This is a genomic window from Pseudomonas sputi, from assembly GCF_021603585.1.
In the GTDB taxonomy this organism is placed as follows: domain Bacteria; phylum Pseudomonadota; class Gammaproteobacteria; order Pseudomonadales; family Pseudomonadaceae; genus Aquipseudomonas; species Aquipseudomonas sputi.
Map to the genome: position 1 here is coordinate 21193 of NZ_BQHI01000041.1, position 16478 is coordinate 37670.

General features: G+C 61.2%; 15 protein-coding genes. 7 read left to right on the top strand and 8 right to left on the bottom strand.

Annotated elements, in window-relative coordinates; all coding sequences use genetic code 11:
• Nucleotides 1-109 precede the first annotated feature (109 nt).
• On the top strand, nucleotides 110-2146 hold the full coding sequence (locus tag L6D81_RS28110) for a TonB-dependent receptor (RefSeq protein ID WP_236182830.1): 2037 nt from the start codon (nucleotides 110-112) through the stop codon (nucleotides 2144-2146).
• A 49-nt stretch (nucleotides 2147-2195) separates the two neighbouring features.
• Here L6D81_RS28110 and L6D81_RS28115 read toward each other — a convergent pair whose 3' ends face one another.
• Nucleotides 2196-4406: an LTA synthase family protein gene (locus L6D81_RS28115; protein WP_236182831.1), complete on the bottom strand. Its 2211-nt coding sequence runs from the start codon at nucleotides 4404-4406 to the stop codon at nucleotides 2196-2198.
• Nucleotides 4407-4694: 288 nt separating this feature from the next.
• On the opposite strand from L6D81_RS28115, the gene L6D81_RS28120 reads away from it, so the two are divergent.
• The 3 genes from L6D81_RS28120 (at nucleotide 4695) to L6D81_RS28130 (ending at nucleotide 7456) form a co-directional block, all read left to right on the top strand.
• Nucleotides 4695-5726 (top strand): sterol desaturase family protein, encoded by a 1032-nt coding sequence (locus tag L6D81_RS28120; protein ID WP_236182832.1) that lies wholly within the window; start codon nucleotides 4695-4697, stop codon nucleotides 5724-5726.
• 142 nt (nucleotides 5727-5868) lie between these two features.
• Nucleotides 5869-6882 carry an ABC transporter substrate-binding protein gene (locus L6D81_RS28125; RefSeq protein WP_236182833.1) on the top strand — a complete coding sequence of 338 codons (1014 nt, stop codon included), beginning with the start codon at nucleotides 5869-5871 and terminating at the stop codon, nucleotides 6880-6882.
• A gap of 157 nt (nucleotides 6883-7039) precedes the next feature.
• On the top strand, nucleotides 7040-7456 hold the full coding sequence (locus L6D81_RS28130; protein WP_236182834.1) for an organic hydroperoxide resistance protein: 417 nt from the start codon (nucleotides 7040-7042) through the stop codon (nucleotides 7454-7456).
• A gap of 51 nt (nucleotides 7457-7507) precedes the next feature.
• Here the strand turns inward: L6D81_RS28130 and L6D81_RS28135 are convergent, their stop codons facing one another.
• Entirely contained in the window at nucleotides 7508-7984 is a 477-nt protein-coding gene (locus tag L6D81_RS28135) for a copper chaperone PCu(A)C (protein ID WP_236182835.1), read from the bottom strand.
• Nucleotides 7984-8589, bottom strand: a complete 606-nt coding sequence (locus L6D81_RS28140; protein WP_039770777.1) for an SCO family protein — start codon at nucleotides 8587-8589, stop codon at nucleotides 7984-7986. The genes L6D81_RS28135 and L6D81_RS28140 overlap by 1 nt, the downstream gene beginning before the upstream one ends.
• A gap of 311 nt (nucleotides 8590-8900) precedes the next feature.
• Between L6D81_RS28140 and L6D81_RS28145 the strand changes: the two genes are divergently transcribed.
• The gene (locus L6D81_RS28145; RefSeq protein WP_236182836.1) at nucleotides 8901-9116 is read left to right on the top strand and encodes a hypothetical protein; all 216 of its coding nucleotides are present in this window, start codon (nucleotides 8901-8903) and stop codon (nucleotides 9114-9116) included.
• Nucleotides 9113-9283 (top strand): hypothetical protein, encoded by a 171-nt coding sequence (locus tag L6D81_RS28150; RefSeq protein WP_236182837.1) that lies wholly within the window; start codon nucleotides 9113-9115, stop codon nucleotides 9281-9283. The genes L6D81_RS28145 and L6D81_RS28150 overlap by 4 nt, the downstream gene beginning before the upstream one ends.
• On the opposite strand, the gene glcF is transcribed toward L6D81_RS28150, so the two are convergent.
• From glcF to L6D81_RS28175, 5 genes are all read right to left on the bottom strand, one after another.
• Nucleotides 9261-10487 (bottom strand): glycolate oxidase subunit GlcF, encoded by a 1227-nt coding sequence (glcF, locus tag L6D81_RS28155; RefSeq protein ID WP_236182838.1) that lies wholly within the window; start codon nucleotides 10485-10487, stop codon nucleotides 9261-9263. The two genes, L6D81_RS28150 and glcF, sit on opposite strands and share 23 nt — an antisense overlap.
• Before the next feature lie 3 nt (nucleotides 10488-10490).
• Nucleotides 10491-11555 carry a glycolate oxidase subunit GlcE gene (glcE, locus tag L6D81_RS28160; protein ID WP_236182839.1) on the bottom strand — a complete coding sequence of 355 codons (1065 nt, stop codon included), beginning with the start codon at nucleotides 11553-11555 and terminating at the stop codon, nucleotides 10491-10493.
• On the bottom strand, nucleotides 11555-13054 hold the full coding sequence (gene glcD / locus L6D81_RS28165; protein WP_236182840.1) for a glycolate oxidase subunit GlcD: 1500 nt from the start codon (nucleotides 13052-13054) through the stop codon (nucleotides 11555-11557). The genes glcE and glcD overlap by 1 nt, the downstream gene beginning before the upstream one ends.
• A 169-nt stretch (nucleotides 13055-13223) precedes the next feature.
• Nucleotides 13224-14063, bottom strand: coding sequence for a glutathione-dependent disulfide-bond oxidoreductase (gene yghU / locus L6D81_RS28170; RefSeq protein WP_236182841.1), 840 nt, complete (start codon nucleotides 14061-14063; stop codon nucleotides 13224-13226).
• 233 nt (nucleotides 14064-14296) lie between these two features.
• Nucleotides 14297-15142 carry a helix-turn-helix transcriptional regulator gene (locus L6D81_RS28175; RefSeq protein ID WP_236182842.1) on the bottom strand — a complete coding sequence of 282 codons (846 nt, stop codon included), beginning with the start codon at nucleotides 15140-15142 and terminating at the stop codon, nucleotides 14297-14299.
• A gap of 94 nt (nucleotides 15143-15236) precedes the next feature.
• On the opposite strand from L6D81_RS28175, the gene L6D81_RS28180 reads away from it, so the two are divergent.
• Nucleotides 15237-16193 (top strand): threonine dehydratase, encoded by a 957-nt coding sequence (locus L6D81_RS28180; RefSeq protein ID WP_236182844.1) that lies wholly within the window; start codon nucleotides 15237-15239, stop codon nucleotides 16191-16193.
• Nucleotides 16194-16478: the final 285 nt, after the last annotated feature.

The following is a 16478-nucleotide window of genomic DNA, read 5'->3' on the forward strand; positions in this document are numbered from 1 at the left end:
AGAAATGTTATTGTATAACATAAAAATGATTTCATCTGATCGGTGCCGGTAATACACCCTGTGTAGCGCTGGCATCGATCCTCACTTTTCTGCCTGACGGATTCCTGAAATGCCTTCCCGTTTCCCCGCCTTCCAACCCCGCCTGACACTCATGGCCTCGGCGCTGCTGATCGCTTCGCCCGCATTTGCCGCCGACCCGCTGGAACTGCAACCGCAAGTCATCACCGGCAATCCGCTGGGCAGTCAGACCCTGGCCTCGCCCTCGACCGTGTTGAGCGGCGACAGCCTGACGCTGCAGCAAAAGGGCAGCCTCGGCGAAACCCTGAACAAGCAGCCGGGTGTGTCGTCGTCCTACTTCGGCCCGGGTGCCAGTCGCCCGATCATTCGCGGGCAGGACGGCGATCGCATCCGCATTCTGCGCAACGGTGTTGGCGCGCTGGACGCCTCGTCGCTGTCCTACGATCACGCGGTGCCGCTGGATCCGGTCAATGTCGAACGCATTGAAATCGTCCGTGGTCCGGCGGCCTTGCTGTACGGCGGCAGCGCCATCGGCGGAGTGGTCAACACCTTCGACAACCGCATCCCGACCGAAGCCATCGAAGGTATTCACGGTGCCGGTGAGTTGCGCTACGGCGGCGCCGACACCACCCGCAGCAGCGCCGGCAAGCTTGAAGCCGGTAACGGTCAGTTCGCCTTGCACCTGGACGCCAGCGCCCGCGAGTTCAATGACCTGAAAATCCCCGGCTACGCCAAAACCGGCCGTGAGCGGGCGAACGACGATGGCGACTCGAAGAAGCATCGGCTGGCCAACAGCGACGGTCGCCAGGACGGCGGTGCGGTGGGCGGGTCGTACACCTGGGATGACGGTTACGCGGGGCTGTCATACAGCAATTACGATTCCAACTACGGCTCGCCGGCCGAAGACGATGTGCGCATCCGCATGGAGCAGGAGCACTACGCGTTCGCCTCGGAAATCCGCAACCTCGACGGCCCGTTCAGCTCGGTGAAGTTCGACGCTGGCTACACCGATTACCAGCACCGCGAAATCGAGGTCGGCGAGGTCGGCACCACGTTCAAGAACAAGGGCTACGAGGCGCGGGTTGAAGCCCGGCATCAGCCGCTGGGCCCGTTCAACGGGGTGATTGGCGCGCAGGTCAGTCGCAACGAGTTCTCGGCGCTGGGCGAGGAAGCGTTCGTGCCGCACACCGATACCGACGCCGGCGCACTGTTTATTCTCGAAGAGCTGCAAGCCACGGATCGTCTGCTGTTCACCCTCGGTGGACGTCTTGAACACACCACGGTCGACCCGGACGCCAAAGGCAACGAGCGCTTCGCCAATGCCGATCGCTCCAGCAGCTTCACCGCTGCTAGCCTGTCATCCGGCGCGGTGTACACGCTGACGCCGGTCTGGTCGGTCGCCGCTACGCTGGGCTACACCGAACGGGCGCCGACGTTCTATGAGCTTTACGCCAACGGCGCCCACGTCGCCACCGGCACTTATGAAGTCGGGGACGCGGGGCTGTCGAAAGAAAAAGCCGTCTCCAGTGACCTGGCGCTGCGTTTTGACAACGGCACCCACAAGGGCAGCGTCGGCGTCTTCTATAGCCATTTCTCCAACTACATCGGCCTGCTCGGGACCGGGCGCACGCTCAACGACGAAGGCGAGGAGGACGCCGACGGCATTCCTGAATACACCTACTCCGGCGTGCGGGCGCGCTTCAGCGGCATCGAAGCACAGGATCGCTGGACCCTCGGCGAAAACGCCTACGGCAAGTTTGCGCTGGAGCTGTCGGGCGATTACACCCGGGCCAAGAACCTCGACAACGGCCAGGACTTGCCGCGCATCGCACCGCTGCGGTTGAACACGGGGTTGTTGTGGGAGCTGGATCGCTGGCAGGCGCGGATCGATGTGGAACACGCCAGTTCCCAACACCGGGTGCCAGACAACGAAAGCAGCACCGACGGCTACACCACGCTGGGGGCCAATGTGGGTTATCACTTTGATGTTGGCCAGAGCAAATGGCTGGCCTTCGTCAATGCCGAGAACCTGACCAACCAGACCGTGCGTTACGCCAGCTCGATCCTGCGGGATATTGCGCCGGCACAAGGGCGCAGCATTCAGGTCGGACTGCGCACCACGTTCTGATCGCTGACGCCGGATGGACGCCAGCGTCGTTGCGACGCTGGCGTCGACCTCAACTCGATTGAGCGGTGTCTTCTTCCGGGATCTCGTCCAGCAGATCCTGTTGCCCCGGCAGTTCGGTGATCACGCTGAAGTCACTGACTTCCACCGCGCCCAGGCCGTACCCCAACAAGTGGAACGAGAACGCCTTGCGCGGTTGCGGGTTGTCGAAACTGAAATCCATCTCCAGCGGCTGATCCGCCGTGGCGACCATCTCGGTCGGCAGGCCCAGTTGCACGTCCTGTTCGAACTCCTTGGCCTTGAGCTGAATGTACGCCGCCTGCTGCGGATCGACCGAACGTACGGTCAGGCGTACGCGGGTATGGGAGCCCTTGGGCATTTCCAGGTATTGCGCGCCGATCAGGTTGTCGGCCCAGTCGTCCTTGATCTGCGCCTGGAGCGGGATGACGTTGGTACTGCCGAACTGATAGCGCTGATTGAGCGGGGTACGCAGCAGCGACAGGTCCAGGGCCGAAGCGCGGGCGGCGATGTCCCGGGCATTCTGGCCGCTGGCGTTGCCCTTGAACGTGGCGCTTTCGGCGATGAATCCATTGCTGGCGTAATTGCGGCAGCGGCGTGGCATGTCGCACTCGGTCAGGAGGCCGCGACCGTCGTGATAGCGCAGCTTGCCGTTGGTGAATGACATGATTTCACGGCCCGAATCGTAATCGCGAAACAGCGAGCGACCGCTGAGGGCGGAAGGCACCGGAAAGTCGAAGTAATCCAGAATCGACGCGCTCAGATCGACGTGACCGTAGATCCCGGCGTTCAGGCGCGGCAGTTGCGCCTGCTCCGGTGCGAGGGTCAGGTTGAAGCCCCAGGACGACGCGAGGCGTACGCCGTCGATGCCGTGGGATTCGTCCGAGGTGATCACCACCAGCGTGTCTTTCAGCACGCCCTGGCGTTCGAGGCCGCTGAGAAACTGTTCCAGTGCATCGTCCAGATAGCCGACGGCGGCCTGCTTCGGCGTGTCGTAGCGTTGCAGGTAGTCCTCTGGCGCGGAGTAGGGCTGGTGGGTGCCGACGGTCAGCAGGGTCAGCATCCACGGCTGCTTCTGTTTTTTCAGTTCGCCGACGTATTTCAGCGCACCTTCGAAGAACGCCTTGTCGTCCTTGCCCCACGGGAATTCCAGGTAATTGGCGTTGGTGAACCATTCCAGGCCATGGGTCGCGTTAAAACCGATGTGCGGCATGATCTTGTCTTTGGCCATGAACCGCAGCCCTGCGCCTTGCAGGTAATGAGTGGCAAAACCGTGCTGGCGCAACTGGGCCGGCAGGCAGGCCTGATTGCGCTCGTGCTGGGTCAGCATTTCCACGCCTTTGGGCGTGCCGTTGTCGAGCTTGTCGTAATCGCCGCAGAGCATGGCGTACAGACCGCGAATGGTCTGGTGGGTGTGCAGCACGTAATCCGGGGTGTTCATGCCGCGCTCGGCCCAGCGACTGAGGTGGGGCATCAGGTCTTCCTGATAATGGCTGCCGATGGCCCGGCGATTGGCGGCGATGTAGGCGCCGGGAATGCCTTCGAGGGCGACGATCAGCACATTGCGCGCCTGGCCCTTGGCTGCCAGCAACGGACGCCCGTTCAGATCCAGATCGGTGAGACCGGCCATCGGTGGGGGAGCTACCGGAGTATCGCCTTCCAGCCATTCTTCAGCCTGCATCTGTGCGTCGGCGAACTGCGCGGCCAACAACTGATGCGGCAGGTTGTACAGGCGCCACGGATCGGCATCGCTCGGGTCCAGGTGTTGCGCGCCCCAGTACGCGGAGAACAGCAGCACCGGCGTCGCCCAGGCTGCACGGGGCAGAGCGGGGGCCGTCTTCGCGCGTCGAGTCCAGTGACTCAGCAGCCACAGGACCAGAGCCATCAGCAATGCAGCAGCCACGCCGGGATGGGCGAAGCCGCCGCCGGTGGAGTTTTCCACGAACTGTGGGTCGATCAGGTAATGCAGGTCTGCCACGGTCGGCAGGCGACCGACCGCGCTGACCAGTTCCGCAGTCGCCACCGCCAGCAATCCCCAGAACAGCAGCACCGGCAGCGCCAGCCACCAGGGACGGCGGTGCAACACCACCACCAGCAGACTGCCGATGGCCAGATCCGACAGATAGCCGAACAGGCTCGACCAGCCGAGTGCCGTCCGCAGACAGACCGGCACGATCAGTACCAGAAAAACCAGAGAAAGAAGGCGGGCATCCAGGCGCCGAACCCGTTGAAAAAGAGCACTCACAAAAAAAGACCTTCCAGCCATTAAAACGTCATAAAAGTGTGGGCGATGATACCAAGCGTCGGCTGTCTGATCGCCTTTTTAAACGGTTGGGTCATCCGGTCCCGAAGAACGCTGTGATCCATCCGCAAGGGGCGGGGCCTTGATCGGCGACCGTCTTGGCGGTTTTCCGGCCTGAGTGCGGCGGCGGTTTTATTGTTTCAGGCTGTTTAAGCGGCCTTTGATCCGTTCGTGCTGCATTTGCGAACCAGTGCGATTTACAATGCGCGACCCTTGATGGAGTCGTTCGTCGTGGATTTACTCGCGCAACTTTACGCGCAGCTCAGCCGCTGGGTGATCGATCCGGTCACCGAACGGTTCCTTGGCCTGTTCGATTTGAACGGCCGCCTCGGTGTGGTGTTTCTGCTCACATCCTACGGCGTGGCATACGGCCTTTATCGCCACCGAAAATCCCGGCACCTGACGCAAGCCCGATCCTTCTGGCGATTTGTCGGCGGCGGTCGTGTTCACGGGCATCGTTCGGCCTGGCTGGATTACCGTTATTACTTCATCAAGGCGATTCTTCGGGTGACGCTGGTGTTGCCCGTGGTCGGCCTCGTCGACCCGCATATTCTGCGTTCGGGCGACTACGCACAGTTTTTCACTCAGCTGTGGGGCGCGCGCGAGCAAGTGCCGGAACACCCGTTGATCGCGTTGTTCTACGGACTGGGCGTGTTCCTGTTCAGGGATTTTCTGCATTACTGGATTCACCGCGCCTTCCATTCCCGCTATCTGTGGGAATTTCACAAGGTTCATCATTCGGCGCCGGTGCTGGTGCCGGCCACCGCCAGCCGGATTCACATTGCCGAATCGATCGTTGAACGAATCGTCATCACCGCCGGCCTCGGCGCGTTTGCCGGGGCGGTCTGGTATGCCTGCGGCGGCGAGGTCAGCCGCTACACGCTGTTCGGCGTGACCTGGCTGGCGCTGATCATCAACAGCCTGGGCTCCAATCTGCGGCACAGCCATGTCTGGCTGTCGTTCGGGCCGGCGGTCGAGCATGTGCTCAGCAGCCCGGCCCAGCACCAGATTCATCACAGCGACGCACCGCGCCATTTCAACAAGAATTTCGCGATCAATCTGTCACTGTGGGACTGGCTGTTCGGCACGCTGTACGTCACCACCTCAAAGCCCGAAGCCTTGCGCTTCGGCACGGGCGAGCAGGACCGCACGCGTTATCTGACGCTGTACAGCCTGACCGTCACCCCGTTCGTGGAAACCGCGAAGCGCCTGTCATTGAACGCCGACGGTCTTAGAACCCGGTTCAACCAGCGTACGCCTTGAACGTCGGTATCAGCCTGTTCATCAGTTTTTCGAAGCTGGTTTTCCAGTGATATCAATATGTGATAACGGTATTTAAATTTCGTTTTTTATAGCGATAAAGTCCGGCCTCACAGATTTCCCGGTAAATCACTGCGAGGTTGTCATGGCCCTACCGTTCAAACGTTCTGCACTGACGCTGCTGGTGGCTTCGCTGGCTGGTGCACTGCTCGGCAACACCGCTCAGGCTGAAGGCAAAATCAGCATCGCCCAACAATTCGGCATTGGTTATCTGATTCTGGATGTGGTGCGCGATCAGCACTTGATCGAGAAGCACGGCAAGGCCCAGGGCCTGAACATCAAGGTCGACTGGAACAGCATTTCCGGCGCCACCGCCATGAACGAAGCGCTGCTCACCGGATCGCTGGACGTGGTCTCGGCCGGCGTGCCGCCGATGCTCACCGTGTGGGATCGCACCAAGGGCAAGCAGAACGTCAAAGCCATCGCTTCGCTGGGTTCGATGCCCAATTATCTGCTGACCAATAACCCGAACGTGAAAACCCTCAAGGACTTCAGCGACAAGGATCGCATCGCCGTGCCGGCAGCGGGCGTGGGCTTCCAGTCACGCACGCTGCAGATCGAAACGGCCAAGGAATTCGGCAATGACCAGTACAAGAAATTCGACGACATCTCCGTCAGCCTGCCGCACCCGGATGCCACGGCCGCATTGATCGCCGGCGGCTCGGAAATCAACGCGCATTTCTCCAGCCCGCCGTTCCAGTATCAGGCGTTGCAGAATCCCAACGTGCATAAGGTGCTGAGTTCCTACGACGTGCTCGGCGGCCAGGCTACGTTCAACGTGCTCTACACCACGGAAAAATTCCACGACGAAAACCCGAAAACCTACAAGGCGTTCTACGACGCACTGACTGAGGCCGAGAAAATTATTAAAGCCGACAAGCCTGCGGCGGCTCAGGCTTACATTCGGGTTGAACACTCGAAGTTGCCGCTGGCGCTGGTGGAGAAAATCGTCACCGCCCCGGAAATCGATTTCACCGTGGTGCCGCAGCGCACCTTTATCTATGCAGAGAAATTGCAGGAGCTGGGTGTGCTGAAAAACAAGGCGGATAGCTGGAAGGATTATTTCTTTGAAGAGGCGCATGGTGGGGCGGGGAGTTGAGCAGTCGTCATTACTGAGCAATCCGCCCGTCCTCTTGCCGGGTGACCGGCAAACCCGCGTCTATAGTGAGAGGGCTGTGTGAAACGGGTGGCGCACCTCAAGCTGCGACGGGAGGCGCCGAGTGGACAATCTGCTGTATTTCATTCAGGAGAACGCCATGAGTCAGATCGAAAAAGTCCTCTATACCGCGAAAACCCACACCACCGGTGGGCGTGACGGTGCATCGCGCAGTTCCGACGGGATCCTCGATGTAAAACTGTCGTCGCCCGGCTCCAGTGGCGGCGGGACCAATCCGGAACAATTGTTTGCGGCAGGCTGGTCGGCGTGTTTCATCGGCGCGATGAAAGCGGTGGCGGCGCAGGAGAAAATCAGTCTGCCCGCCGACGTGGCGGTGGATGCCGAGGTGGACCTGGGCACCAATGCGGGCGGGTATCTGCTACAGGCCCGACTCAATGTGAGTCTGCCGGGGATGGAGCGCGCAGCGGCGCAGAAACTGGTGGAAGCGGCGCATCAGGTGTGCCCGTACTCGAAGGCGACGCGCAATAACATCCAGGCTGAGGTGAAGCTGGTTTGAAACAGCGCCGGCCTGCCCGCATGGTGCGGGCAGGCCGGCTCGATCAGTCGATCAATGCATCTTGCTGTGATCGTGGCCTTCCATGGTCAGCGCCTTGACCGGCGCCTTGACTTCAACGGTTTCCTTTTCGCCCTTGGCGTTTTCGACGGTCAGGGTCAGCGGCACGCTGTCGCCTTCCTTCAACTGAGCGGTCAGGCCCATCAGCATCACGTGGTAGCCATTCGGGTCGAAGTTGACGGCTTTGCCGGCGGGCAGGTCGACCGATTTCACCGGGCCCATGCTCATCACGTCGTTCTTCATGGTCATCTCATGAATCTGCACGTCCTTGGCCGCCGGCGAGGCAACGCTGAGCAGCTTGCTGTCGCTGTCGGCGGTAACGGTCATGAACGCGCCGCTGGCCGACTGGTTCGGCACGGTCGCACGCACCCAGGCGTCGTCGACCTTGGTCTGCGCCGATGCCTGGAACGCCAGGCCCAGCAGGGACAGGCCCAGTGCGGCGCGTTTGATGTGGTTCAGAAAAGGGTTCATCAGCAGACCTCCATGACGGTAAGCAAATCTTCCGTGCACTCTTGTGCAGAAAGCGATTGAGACAGACCCACACGCAACGTGCCCCGGGTGTCGTAGACATAGCTGGTGGCGGTGTGGGAAAGGGTATAGGTGTCGCCGGCCGGGACTTTTTCGTAGAACACGTCGAATTCCTTGGCGGTGGCCTTGGTTTCTTCGAGGGTGCCGTACAGCGCGACGAAGCTTGGATCGAAGGTCTTGACGTAGGCGTCGAGGATTTCCGGTGTGTCGCGTTCCGGGTCGAGGGTGATGAACACCACTTGCAGGATGTCGCCGTCCTTGCCCATCAGCTTCTTGATTTTTGCGGCGCGGGCCAGGGTCGTCGGGCAGATCGCCGGACACTGGGTGAAGCCGAAGAAGATCATCGGCATCAGGCCGCGAAAACTCGACAACGTCACGGTGTTGCCTTCGGTGTCCTTCAGTTTGAAGGTGCGTCCGAGGATCTTGTCGCTCAGATCCTTGCCGTACTTGTACGACAGTTCGCCGCGGGTGTCGCAGCCGGCGAGCAGGCCGAGACCGAGTACGCCCATTCCCGCAAGCACCTTGCGGCGAGTCAACAAAGCCGTCATTTCATACCGCCCTTTGGAGCCCGCCAGTCGGCAGGACAGGCGGGCGGGTTAACCGTAAAAGCGGCGCATGATACCAAAATGATCCGGCAGGTCGGTTTTTGATCACCTGTCAATGTCGGAACAGGCGACAAAAGGTGTAAGAAAACATGACTCAAGGTGCTGGCGGTGGCGACTCGACCGGGCTCCAGCCACCGCCCAGCGCGGTGTACAGGTTCACTTGTGCCACCCGGTCGGCTTCCATTCGTCGAGTGCGTAGAACGACGCAGAGGAATGACGGCTCTACCGGATGTCATCTTCGCGAGACATTCGAAATGTACGATCAGCGCAAGAAAGAGTCACTGTCGGCCTGGCGCAAGCTGGCGACACAACCGCAGGGACAGTTCGATCCGCAGGACCACTACGATGATTTGCTCAAGGGGGCCGACGACATGCTGGAACAGGGGCTCATCAGCAACACCGAGTGGCGACAGTTGGTGCGCGATGCGGGCAACATGTTTACCCGCAACGAGACGAGGGTGAGCGGATGAAGCGAAAACGGGCGCCGATTGACTTGTCAAAGGCGCCCCGTGGCCTGCAAGCGACGCGCGAAAGCCGCCTTGTCGAACATCACCGGTTGATGCAGGCTGCCGATCAGGCGTGTGCAGAGCCTGTCGACTTCCTGCAGGACCGCATCACCGACCGGGTGCCCCAGTGATTCCCACCAGCTCGATCCAGTGCCTGACGGGCGTGCGGCCGGCGCCGTCGAGGTGTATCTGGCAGCCGATGTTGGCGGTGGCGATGATCTCGGGATGACCACTCTCCAGCGCATCGAGTTTGTTGTCGCGCAGTGACCTGGCCAGCGCCGGTTGGGTGATCGAGTAAGTACCCGCCGAGCCGCAGCACAGATGAGCGTCGGGGACGGCAGTCAGGTCGAAGCCCAGTCGTGTCAGCACCGACTCCACCGCACCGCCGAGTTTCTGCGCGTGTTGCAAGGTGCAGGGACAATGGAAAGCCACACGTTGATTGGCGTGGATGCCGAAGGATTCGAGCGGCTCTTCGCGCAGCACCTCAACCAGATCTTTTGCCAGCGCGCTGACGGCTTTGGCCTTTTCGGCATAGGCTGGGTCGGCGCGAAGCAAATGCCCGTAATCCTTGATGAACGCACCGCAACCGCTGGCGGTCTGTACGATCGCCTCGGCACCCTGTTCGATGGCCGGCCACCACGCATCAATGTTGTGGCGAGCGCGCTCAAGGCCGGTGGTCTGGGCGTCGAGGTGATAATCCACCGCGCCGCAACAGCCAGCCTCGCGGGCAGGAATCACGCTGATGCCCAGACGATCCAGCACCCGCGCCGCTGCGGCATTGGTGTTGGGGGACAATCCCGGCTGCACGCAACCCTCAAGCATCAGCACTTGCCGCGCATGATGGATGGCGGGGCGCGGGGCAGGTAGCGCCACGTTGCGTGGCAGTTTGTCTTGCAGGGTATGGGGTAGTAGCGCCCGAAACGTCTGGCCGGCGTTGATCAGCCCTTTGAACAACCGTGGATCGGGCACGATGCATCGAAGTCCTTCACGCAACAGACGCTGCCCGAGCGGCCGCGGGACGGCGGCGTCCACCACCGCCCGGCCGATGTCGAGCAGGTTGTGATAGTCCACGCCGGAAGGGCAGGTGGTTTCACAGTTGCGACACGACAGGCAGCGATCCAGATGCTGCTGGGTTTTTGCCGTAACTTCGTTGCCTTCGAGCACTTGCTTGATCAAGTAGATGCGCCCGCGCGGGCCGTCCAGTTCATCGCCGAGCAATTGATAAGTCGGGCAGGTCGCATTGCAGAATCCGCAATGCACGCACGTGCGCAGGATGCTTTCGGCCTCTTCGGCGCGGGGCAGTTGTCGGGCTTGCGGGCTGAGGGTGGTCTGCATGGCTCAAAGCTCCGCGTACAGAAGCCCGGGGTTGAAAATGCCCCGGGGGTCGAGTTGTCGTTTGAGTTGGCGGTGATAGTGAAGCAGGGCGGGCGCCAGTGGCTGGAATGGCTGGTCGATCAGGCCGTGGCTGTAACAGGTCGCATGCCCGCCGACGTCGCCGACCGCTTTGCGAATGACCGCAGCTTCGGCCGTGGACTTGAGCCAGCGTTGCGCTCCGCCCCAGTCGAGCCACTGCTGGCCGGGCAGGTTCAGCGGCGGGGTGTTCAGCGGCACGGACAGGCGCCAGAGCGGTTGATCGTCATCGAAGAAGCCCAGGCGCTGCTCGTTGAGATCGGCCCAGAACGAACGGTCGATCAGCTCGCCACCCAGGCGATCATGGGCAGCCGCCACTGAGCCTTCGCCACCCTCAAGACGCAAGTGCAGTTGCCGGCCAGTGTGACACGCAGCACTGATCGGCAACGGCTGCTGGCCCCATTCGGCCAGACGCAGCAGGGCTTGTTCGCCGGTCATTTCCAGGCTGATGCTCTGGCACGCTCGCGGTTTGGGCAGCACCTTGAGCGAGACTTCGGTGATGACACCCAGCGAGCCATAACTGCCGGCCATCAGACGCGACAAGTCGTAGCCGGCGACGTTCTTCATGACTTCGCCGCCGAAGCGCAGGTGTTTGCCATGGCCGGTGATGATCCGCGTACCCAGCACGAAGTCGCGCACCGATCCCGACCAGGGCCGACGTGGCCCGGACAGGCCACTGGCGACCATGCCGCCGACCGTGGCATCGTCGGCGAAAGCCGGTGGCTCGCACGCCAGCATCTGTTGCGAGGCGTCCAGCACGGCCAACAGTTCTACCAGTGGAGTGCCGCAGCGCGCGGTGATCACCAGCTCTGTCGGGTCGTAGCTGACGATGCCCCGATGGGCGCGGGTGTCGAGAATTTCCCCACCGACGATGCGTCCGAGAAACGCCTTGCTGTTGGCTCCTTGAATGCGCAGCGGCGTGGCGTTTTCCAGTGCCCGGTTGACCTGTTCGAGCAGCGCGGCGCTATCATCGAAATCCTTCGTTTCACCCATCAGAACCGCTCCAGCTCGGGGAAGGGCAATTGCCCGTGGTGCACGTGCAGGGCGCCGAATTCGGCGCAGCGATGCAGGGTCGGAATGTTTTTGCCGGGGTTGAGCAGTCCGCCGGGATCGAACGCGGCTTTGACGGCGTGGAACAGGGTCAGCTCATCGCTGTTGAACTGTGCGCACATCTGGTTGATTTTTTCCCGACCCACGCCATGTTCGCCGGTGATGCTGCCGCCGACCTTCACGCACAGCTCGAGGATCTTGCCGCCCAGCGCTTCGGCACGCTCCAGCTCGCCGGGTCGGTTGGCGTCGAACAGTATTAGCGGATGCATGTTGCCGTCGCCGGCATGGAATACGTTGGCGACCCGCAAGCCGTATTCGGCTGAAAGCTGTGCGATCGCATGCAGAACGCCGGGCAACTCGCGGCGCGGGATGGTGCCGTCCATGCAGTAATAGTCCGGCGACAACCGCCCCACGGCGGGGAAGGCATTCTTGCGCCCGGCCCAGAATCGCACGCGTTCGGCTTCGTCCCGGGCCTGACGCAGTTCGGTGGCGCCGGCGTGTTCGAGCACTTGTCGGACCCGCGCGCAGTCATCGTGCACATCGGCTTCAACGCCATCGAGCTCGCAGAGCAGAATCGCCTCGGCGTCCACCGGATAACCGGCGTGGATGAAGTCTTCGGCGGCGCGGATTGCCAGGTTGTCCATCATCTCCAGGCCACCGGGAATGATGCCGGCCGCGATGATGTCGGCCACTGCGCGGCCGGCCTTTTCCACGGAGTCGAACGCCGCCAGCAGCACTTTGGCCGTCTGCGGTTTGGGCAAGAGTTTGACCGTGACTTCGGTGATGACCCCGAGCAGGCCTTCGGAACCGGTGAACAGCGCCAGCAGGTCGAAACCGGGCGAATCCAGTGCCTGCGAGCCCAGCGTCAGGCGTTCGCCATCGACAGTGAGAATCTCGAGCTCGAGCAGGTTGTGCACGGTCAGGCCGTACTTGAGGCAGTGCACGCCGCCGGCGTTCTCCGCCACGTTGCCGCCGATCGAGCAGGCGATTTGCGAGGAAGGGTCAGGCGCGTAATACAGCCCGAACGGCGCGGCAGCCTGGGAGATCGCCAGATTGCGCACGCCAGGCTGAACCCTTGCTGTACGGGCGGCGGGATCGATGTGCAGGACGTTGTTAAAACGCGCCATCACCAGCAACACGCCTTTCTCCAGCGGCAGGGCACCGCCGGACAAACCGGTCCCGGCGCCTCGGGCGACCACCGGCACCCGCCGTTCGTGGCAGATCCGCAACACACCCTGAGCTTCATCGATGTGCCGTGGCAGCACCACCAGCAGCGGGGTGGTGCGGTAGGCCGAGAGGCCATCGCACTCGTACGGTTTCAATTCTTCGCACTGATGCAGCACTTCCAGGTCTGGCCACTGGTGCTGCAGGGCTTGCAGAAGCGCGGCCTTGTCAACGCCTGGCAAGGCGCCGTCGACCCGTTCGTCGTAAAGAATGTTCATGCGGGTGGACGACCCTCCGTTGTTGTTCGAGCTCGGGTGTCGCACTTGCATCATTGGGCCGCTGACACCTGGAAATAAAGCGTAGCGGTCCGTGGGGCGGTGGGAGCGATTTATCAGACACAGCGCCTGATGCCGAAGGCTACAGGCGCTGAATCGGATCAGGCCAATGTCAATCGAGATCGCTCGCCTGATGTCGCTCCGCAACCTGGCTCGCCTCATCGCCCCACGTCCGGTTGACGCGCTGGCCACGCATCACCGCAGGACGTTCGGCAATCTCTTGCGCCCAGCGCTGCACGTGGGTGTATTCATGGGCGGAAAGAAACTCGGCGGCGGAGTACACGTTGTCGCGCACCAGTTGCCCGTACCACGGCCAGACCGCGATGTCGGCGATGGTGTAGTCGTTGCCTGCAAGGTAGGGGCTTTCGCTCAGGCGGCGATCGAGTACATCCAGCTGACGCTTGGTTTCCATGGTGAATCGGTTGATCGGGTATTCAAGTTTTTCCGGCGCATACGCATAGAAGTGCCCGAAACCGCCGCCCAGGTAGGGCGCTGCACCCATTTGCCAGAACAGCCAATTCAGGGTTTCGGTGCGACCCGCCGGATCGGAGGGCAGGAAGGCGCCGAATTTTTGCGCCAGATACAGCAGGATCGATCCGGATTCGAACACGCGAATGCCCGGCTCCACGCTGCGGTCCACCAGCGCCGGAATTTTCGAGTTGGGGTTGATCCCGACAAAACCGCTGGAGAACTGGTCTCCTTCGTTGATGCGGATCAGCCAGGCATCGTATTCAGCGTCGGTGTAGCCAAGCGCCAGTAACTCTTCGAGCAGAATGGTTACCTTCACACCATTGGGCGTGGCCAGCGAGTAAAGCTGCAGCGGGTGCTTGCCGACGGGCAGTTCTTTTTCATGGGTCGGCCCGGCAATCGGGCGATTGATACTGGCGAACTGGCCACCGGAAGGCGCACTGTGTTTCCAGACCTTGGGTGGTACGTAAGACGGATTGCTCATGAAACGAACCTCTTCGGTTAATGGCTGGAATGTTGTGAGCCTGTGAGGGAACAACGGGCTCCTGACTGAAAGGACACCATAGAAAGGCGTTTGAATGCCACTGGCGGGCGGATGAAAATTGCAGAGGCGAGGGGGCTCGTGCAGCCTGCATGAATAGCGTGCAATCGGTAATGCAGAACACGGCCGATGGTTTGAGTAGGGTTCTCTGGATCAGGGGCAAGAGGGGACGTAAGTCATTGCGTCGAATGCTGGTTGTCGGCATTGGCGCTTTGGTGCGTGGCTGTGCGCAATTGCGCCGGGCTTACGCCAATACGCTGTTTGAAAGCACTGGTCATGTGCGCCTGTGAGTTGAAGCCGCAGGCCAGGGCGATCTGCGACAAGGCCGTTTTTCCATCGCATATCATCGCCCGAGCCTTGGCCAGGCGCCGGTCGATCAGATAGCTATGGGGGCTTTTGCCTGTGGCTTGTTTGAAGGCACGAGTGAAATAGCCTTCGGACAATTCGAGTAGTTGTGCCATCGACAGAACATCGAGCGGGCCGTTGAGACTTGCGTCAATGAACTCATCCAGCCGTCGCATTCGGCTGTCGGTGATCGAGCCGCAGGGCACTGGCACATCTTGAGCTGCCGCTCGTTCAGCCAGCGCCATCGCCCAGGTTTCCCAGTCATCGTCCCATTTGGGCTGCAAGAGCGCGCTGCGCATTCGCTGGGCGAGGAGAATGGCTTGCGGGTCGATGCGATTGTTGAATGGCCGATCACCGGCCAGCGCAACACCTTTGGTACGGATTAATCGCAGGTATTCACCGCCCACGGGGGACTCGGACAACACATCACAGCCGACCGGGACGAACGCCAGGCCATTGGGCATCGCGTCGAAGGGACGTATCCGGTCAGTGCCGATGGCATGCAGCCCGCGTTGGCTGTCGAAGGCAAAGCCAATGGCTGACTGGGTCGCCACGTAGCGTGCCGAGTAAGCTGCGCCGGGCAGCAACTCGATCGTCCACGAACCTGCCTCGATACGACGGACCGGTTCCGCAAGGGGTGTGGGGTGCTGACGGTTTCGATGGCTCATGGGCGTCATAGTAGTGAAGGGGTGGCATAAAAGTCAGGTCGGTTTTTTGAAAGCCGACGTGACGCCTGCGTGCCTAGATTGGGACAAAGCCAAGGAGACGCTCATGCATACACTCAGTCGCGATGATATCGAACACGCAGCCCGCCAGGTTTACCAGGTGATGCCGGCCACCGCCCAGTATCGCTGGCCTTTGCTGGCCGAGCGGTTGGGATGCACGGTTTGGGTCAAACACGAAAATCACACACCGACCGGAGCGTTCAAAGTGCGCGGTGGCATTACCTTCATGCACTGGCTGCGCCGTGAGCACCCGAATGTCAAAGGCATCGTTTCTGCAACGCGTGGCAATCATGGCCAAAGTCTTGCGCTGGCAGCCAGTGCAGTGGGGCTGAGGGCATTGATCGTGGTGCCGCAGGGCAACTCGCTGGAAAAGAACAACGCCATGCGCGGGTTTGGCGGTGAGGTGGTCGAGTTCGGGCGTGATTTCGATGAAGCTCGTGAGGAGGCGGCTCGTCTGGCGCATGAACATGACCTGTACCTGGTGCCGCCGTTCCATACCGAGCTGGTCAAGGGGGTTGCGACCTATGCGCTGGAACTGTTCAGTGCAGTGCCGGATCTGGACACCGTCTACGTTCCCATCGGCTGTGGTTCAGGGATCTGCGGCGTGATCGCTGCCCGTGATGCGTTGGGCCTGAGCACCGAGGTGGTGGGAGTGGTGTCCACGGAAGCGATGGCCGCCAAGCTGTCGTTCGAAGCAAAAGCGATCTGTGAAACTGCGTCAGCCAATACCTTTGCCGACGGCCTGGCCGTGCGCAAGCCGATTGCCGAGGCGTTCGACATCTATAAGGAGGGTGCGGCGAGGATTGTCTCGGTCAGCGAAAGCGAAATCGCCGAAGCCATGCGCGTGTATTACACCGATACCCATAACCTTGCTGAAGGCGCGGGCGCGTCCGCGTTGGCGGCGTTGATGCAGGAGCGTGAAGGGAGGGAGGGGGAAACGGTCGGCGTGATTCTGTCTGGGGGGAATGTTGATCGAGCGATCTATGCGGGGGTGATTGGGTGATTGCTTCTTTATATAGCCGGTACAGAGCTTGGTAGTTTTCGCAGGCGCGATCAAAAGAATTTTCACGCGGGGGTTGACCACCTGTTTTGATCCTGTATTATTCGCCTCCCGCTAGCGAGCAACTTGAGTCGCTTCTAGCGCAAGTGATTGAATTTAAATGAAAATAATCACTTGACAGCAAATGAGGCTGCTGTAGAATGCGCGCCTCGGTTGAGACGAAAGATCTTAACCAACCGCTCTTTAACAACTGAATCAAGCAATTCGTGTGGGTGCTTGTGGAGTCAG

Bases quoted from the DNA above. Each gene is read 5' to 3' on its own strand.
- L6D81_RS28110 (WP_236182830.1), top strand. From the start codon at position 110: ATGCCTTCCCGTTTCCCCGCCTTCCAACCCCGCCTGACACTCATGGCC.
- L6D81_RS28125 (WP_236182833.1), top strand. From the start codon at position 5,869: ATGGCCCTACCGTTCAAACGTTCTGCACTGACGCTGCTGGTGGCTTCG.
- L6D81_RS28130 (WP_236182834.1), top strand. From the start codon at position 7,040: ATGAGTCAGATCGAAAAAGTCCTCTATACCGCGAAAACCCACACCACC.
- L6D81_RS28135 (WP_236182835.1), bottom strand. From the start codon at position 7,984: ATGAACCCTTTTCTGAACCACATCAAACGCGCCGCACTGGGCCTGTCC.
- L6D81_RS28140 (WP_039770777.1), bottom strand. From the start codon at position 8,589: ATGACGGCTTTGTTGACTCGCCGCAAGGTGCTTGCGGGAATGGGCGTA.
- L6D81_RS28145 (WP_236182836.1), top strand. From the start codon at position 8,901: ATGTACGATCAGCGCAAGAAAGAGTCACTGTCGGCCTGGCGCAAGCTG.
- L6D81_RS28150 (WP_236182837.1), top strand. From the start codon at position 9,113: ATGAAGCGAAAACGGGCGCCGATTGACTTGTCAAAGGCGCCCCGTGGC.
- glcF (WP_236182838.1), bottom strand. From the start codon at position 10,487: ATGCAGACCACCCTCAGCCCGCAAGCCCGACAACTGCCCCGCGCCGAA.
- glcE (WP_236182839.1), bottom strand. From the start codon at position 11,555: ATGGGTGAAACGAAGGATTTCGATGATAGCGCCGCGCTGCTCGAACAG.
- glcD (WP_236182840.1), bottom strand. From the start codon at position 13,054: ATGAACATTCTTTACGACGAACGGGTCGACGGCGCCTTGCCAGGCGTT.
- yghU (WP_236182841.1), bottom strand. From the start codon at position 14,063: ATGAGCAATCCGTCTTACGTACCACCCAAGGTCTGGAAACACAGTGCG.
- L6D81_RS28175 (WP_236182842.1), bottom strand. From the start codon at position 15,142: ATGACGCCCATGAGCCATCGAAACCGTCAGCACCCCACACCCCTTGCG.
- L6D81_RS28180 (WP_236182844.1), top strand. From the start codon at position 15,237: ATGCATACACTCAGTCGCGATGATATCGAACACGCAGCCCGCCAGGTT.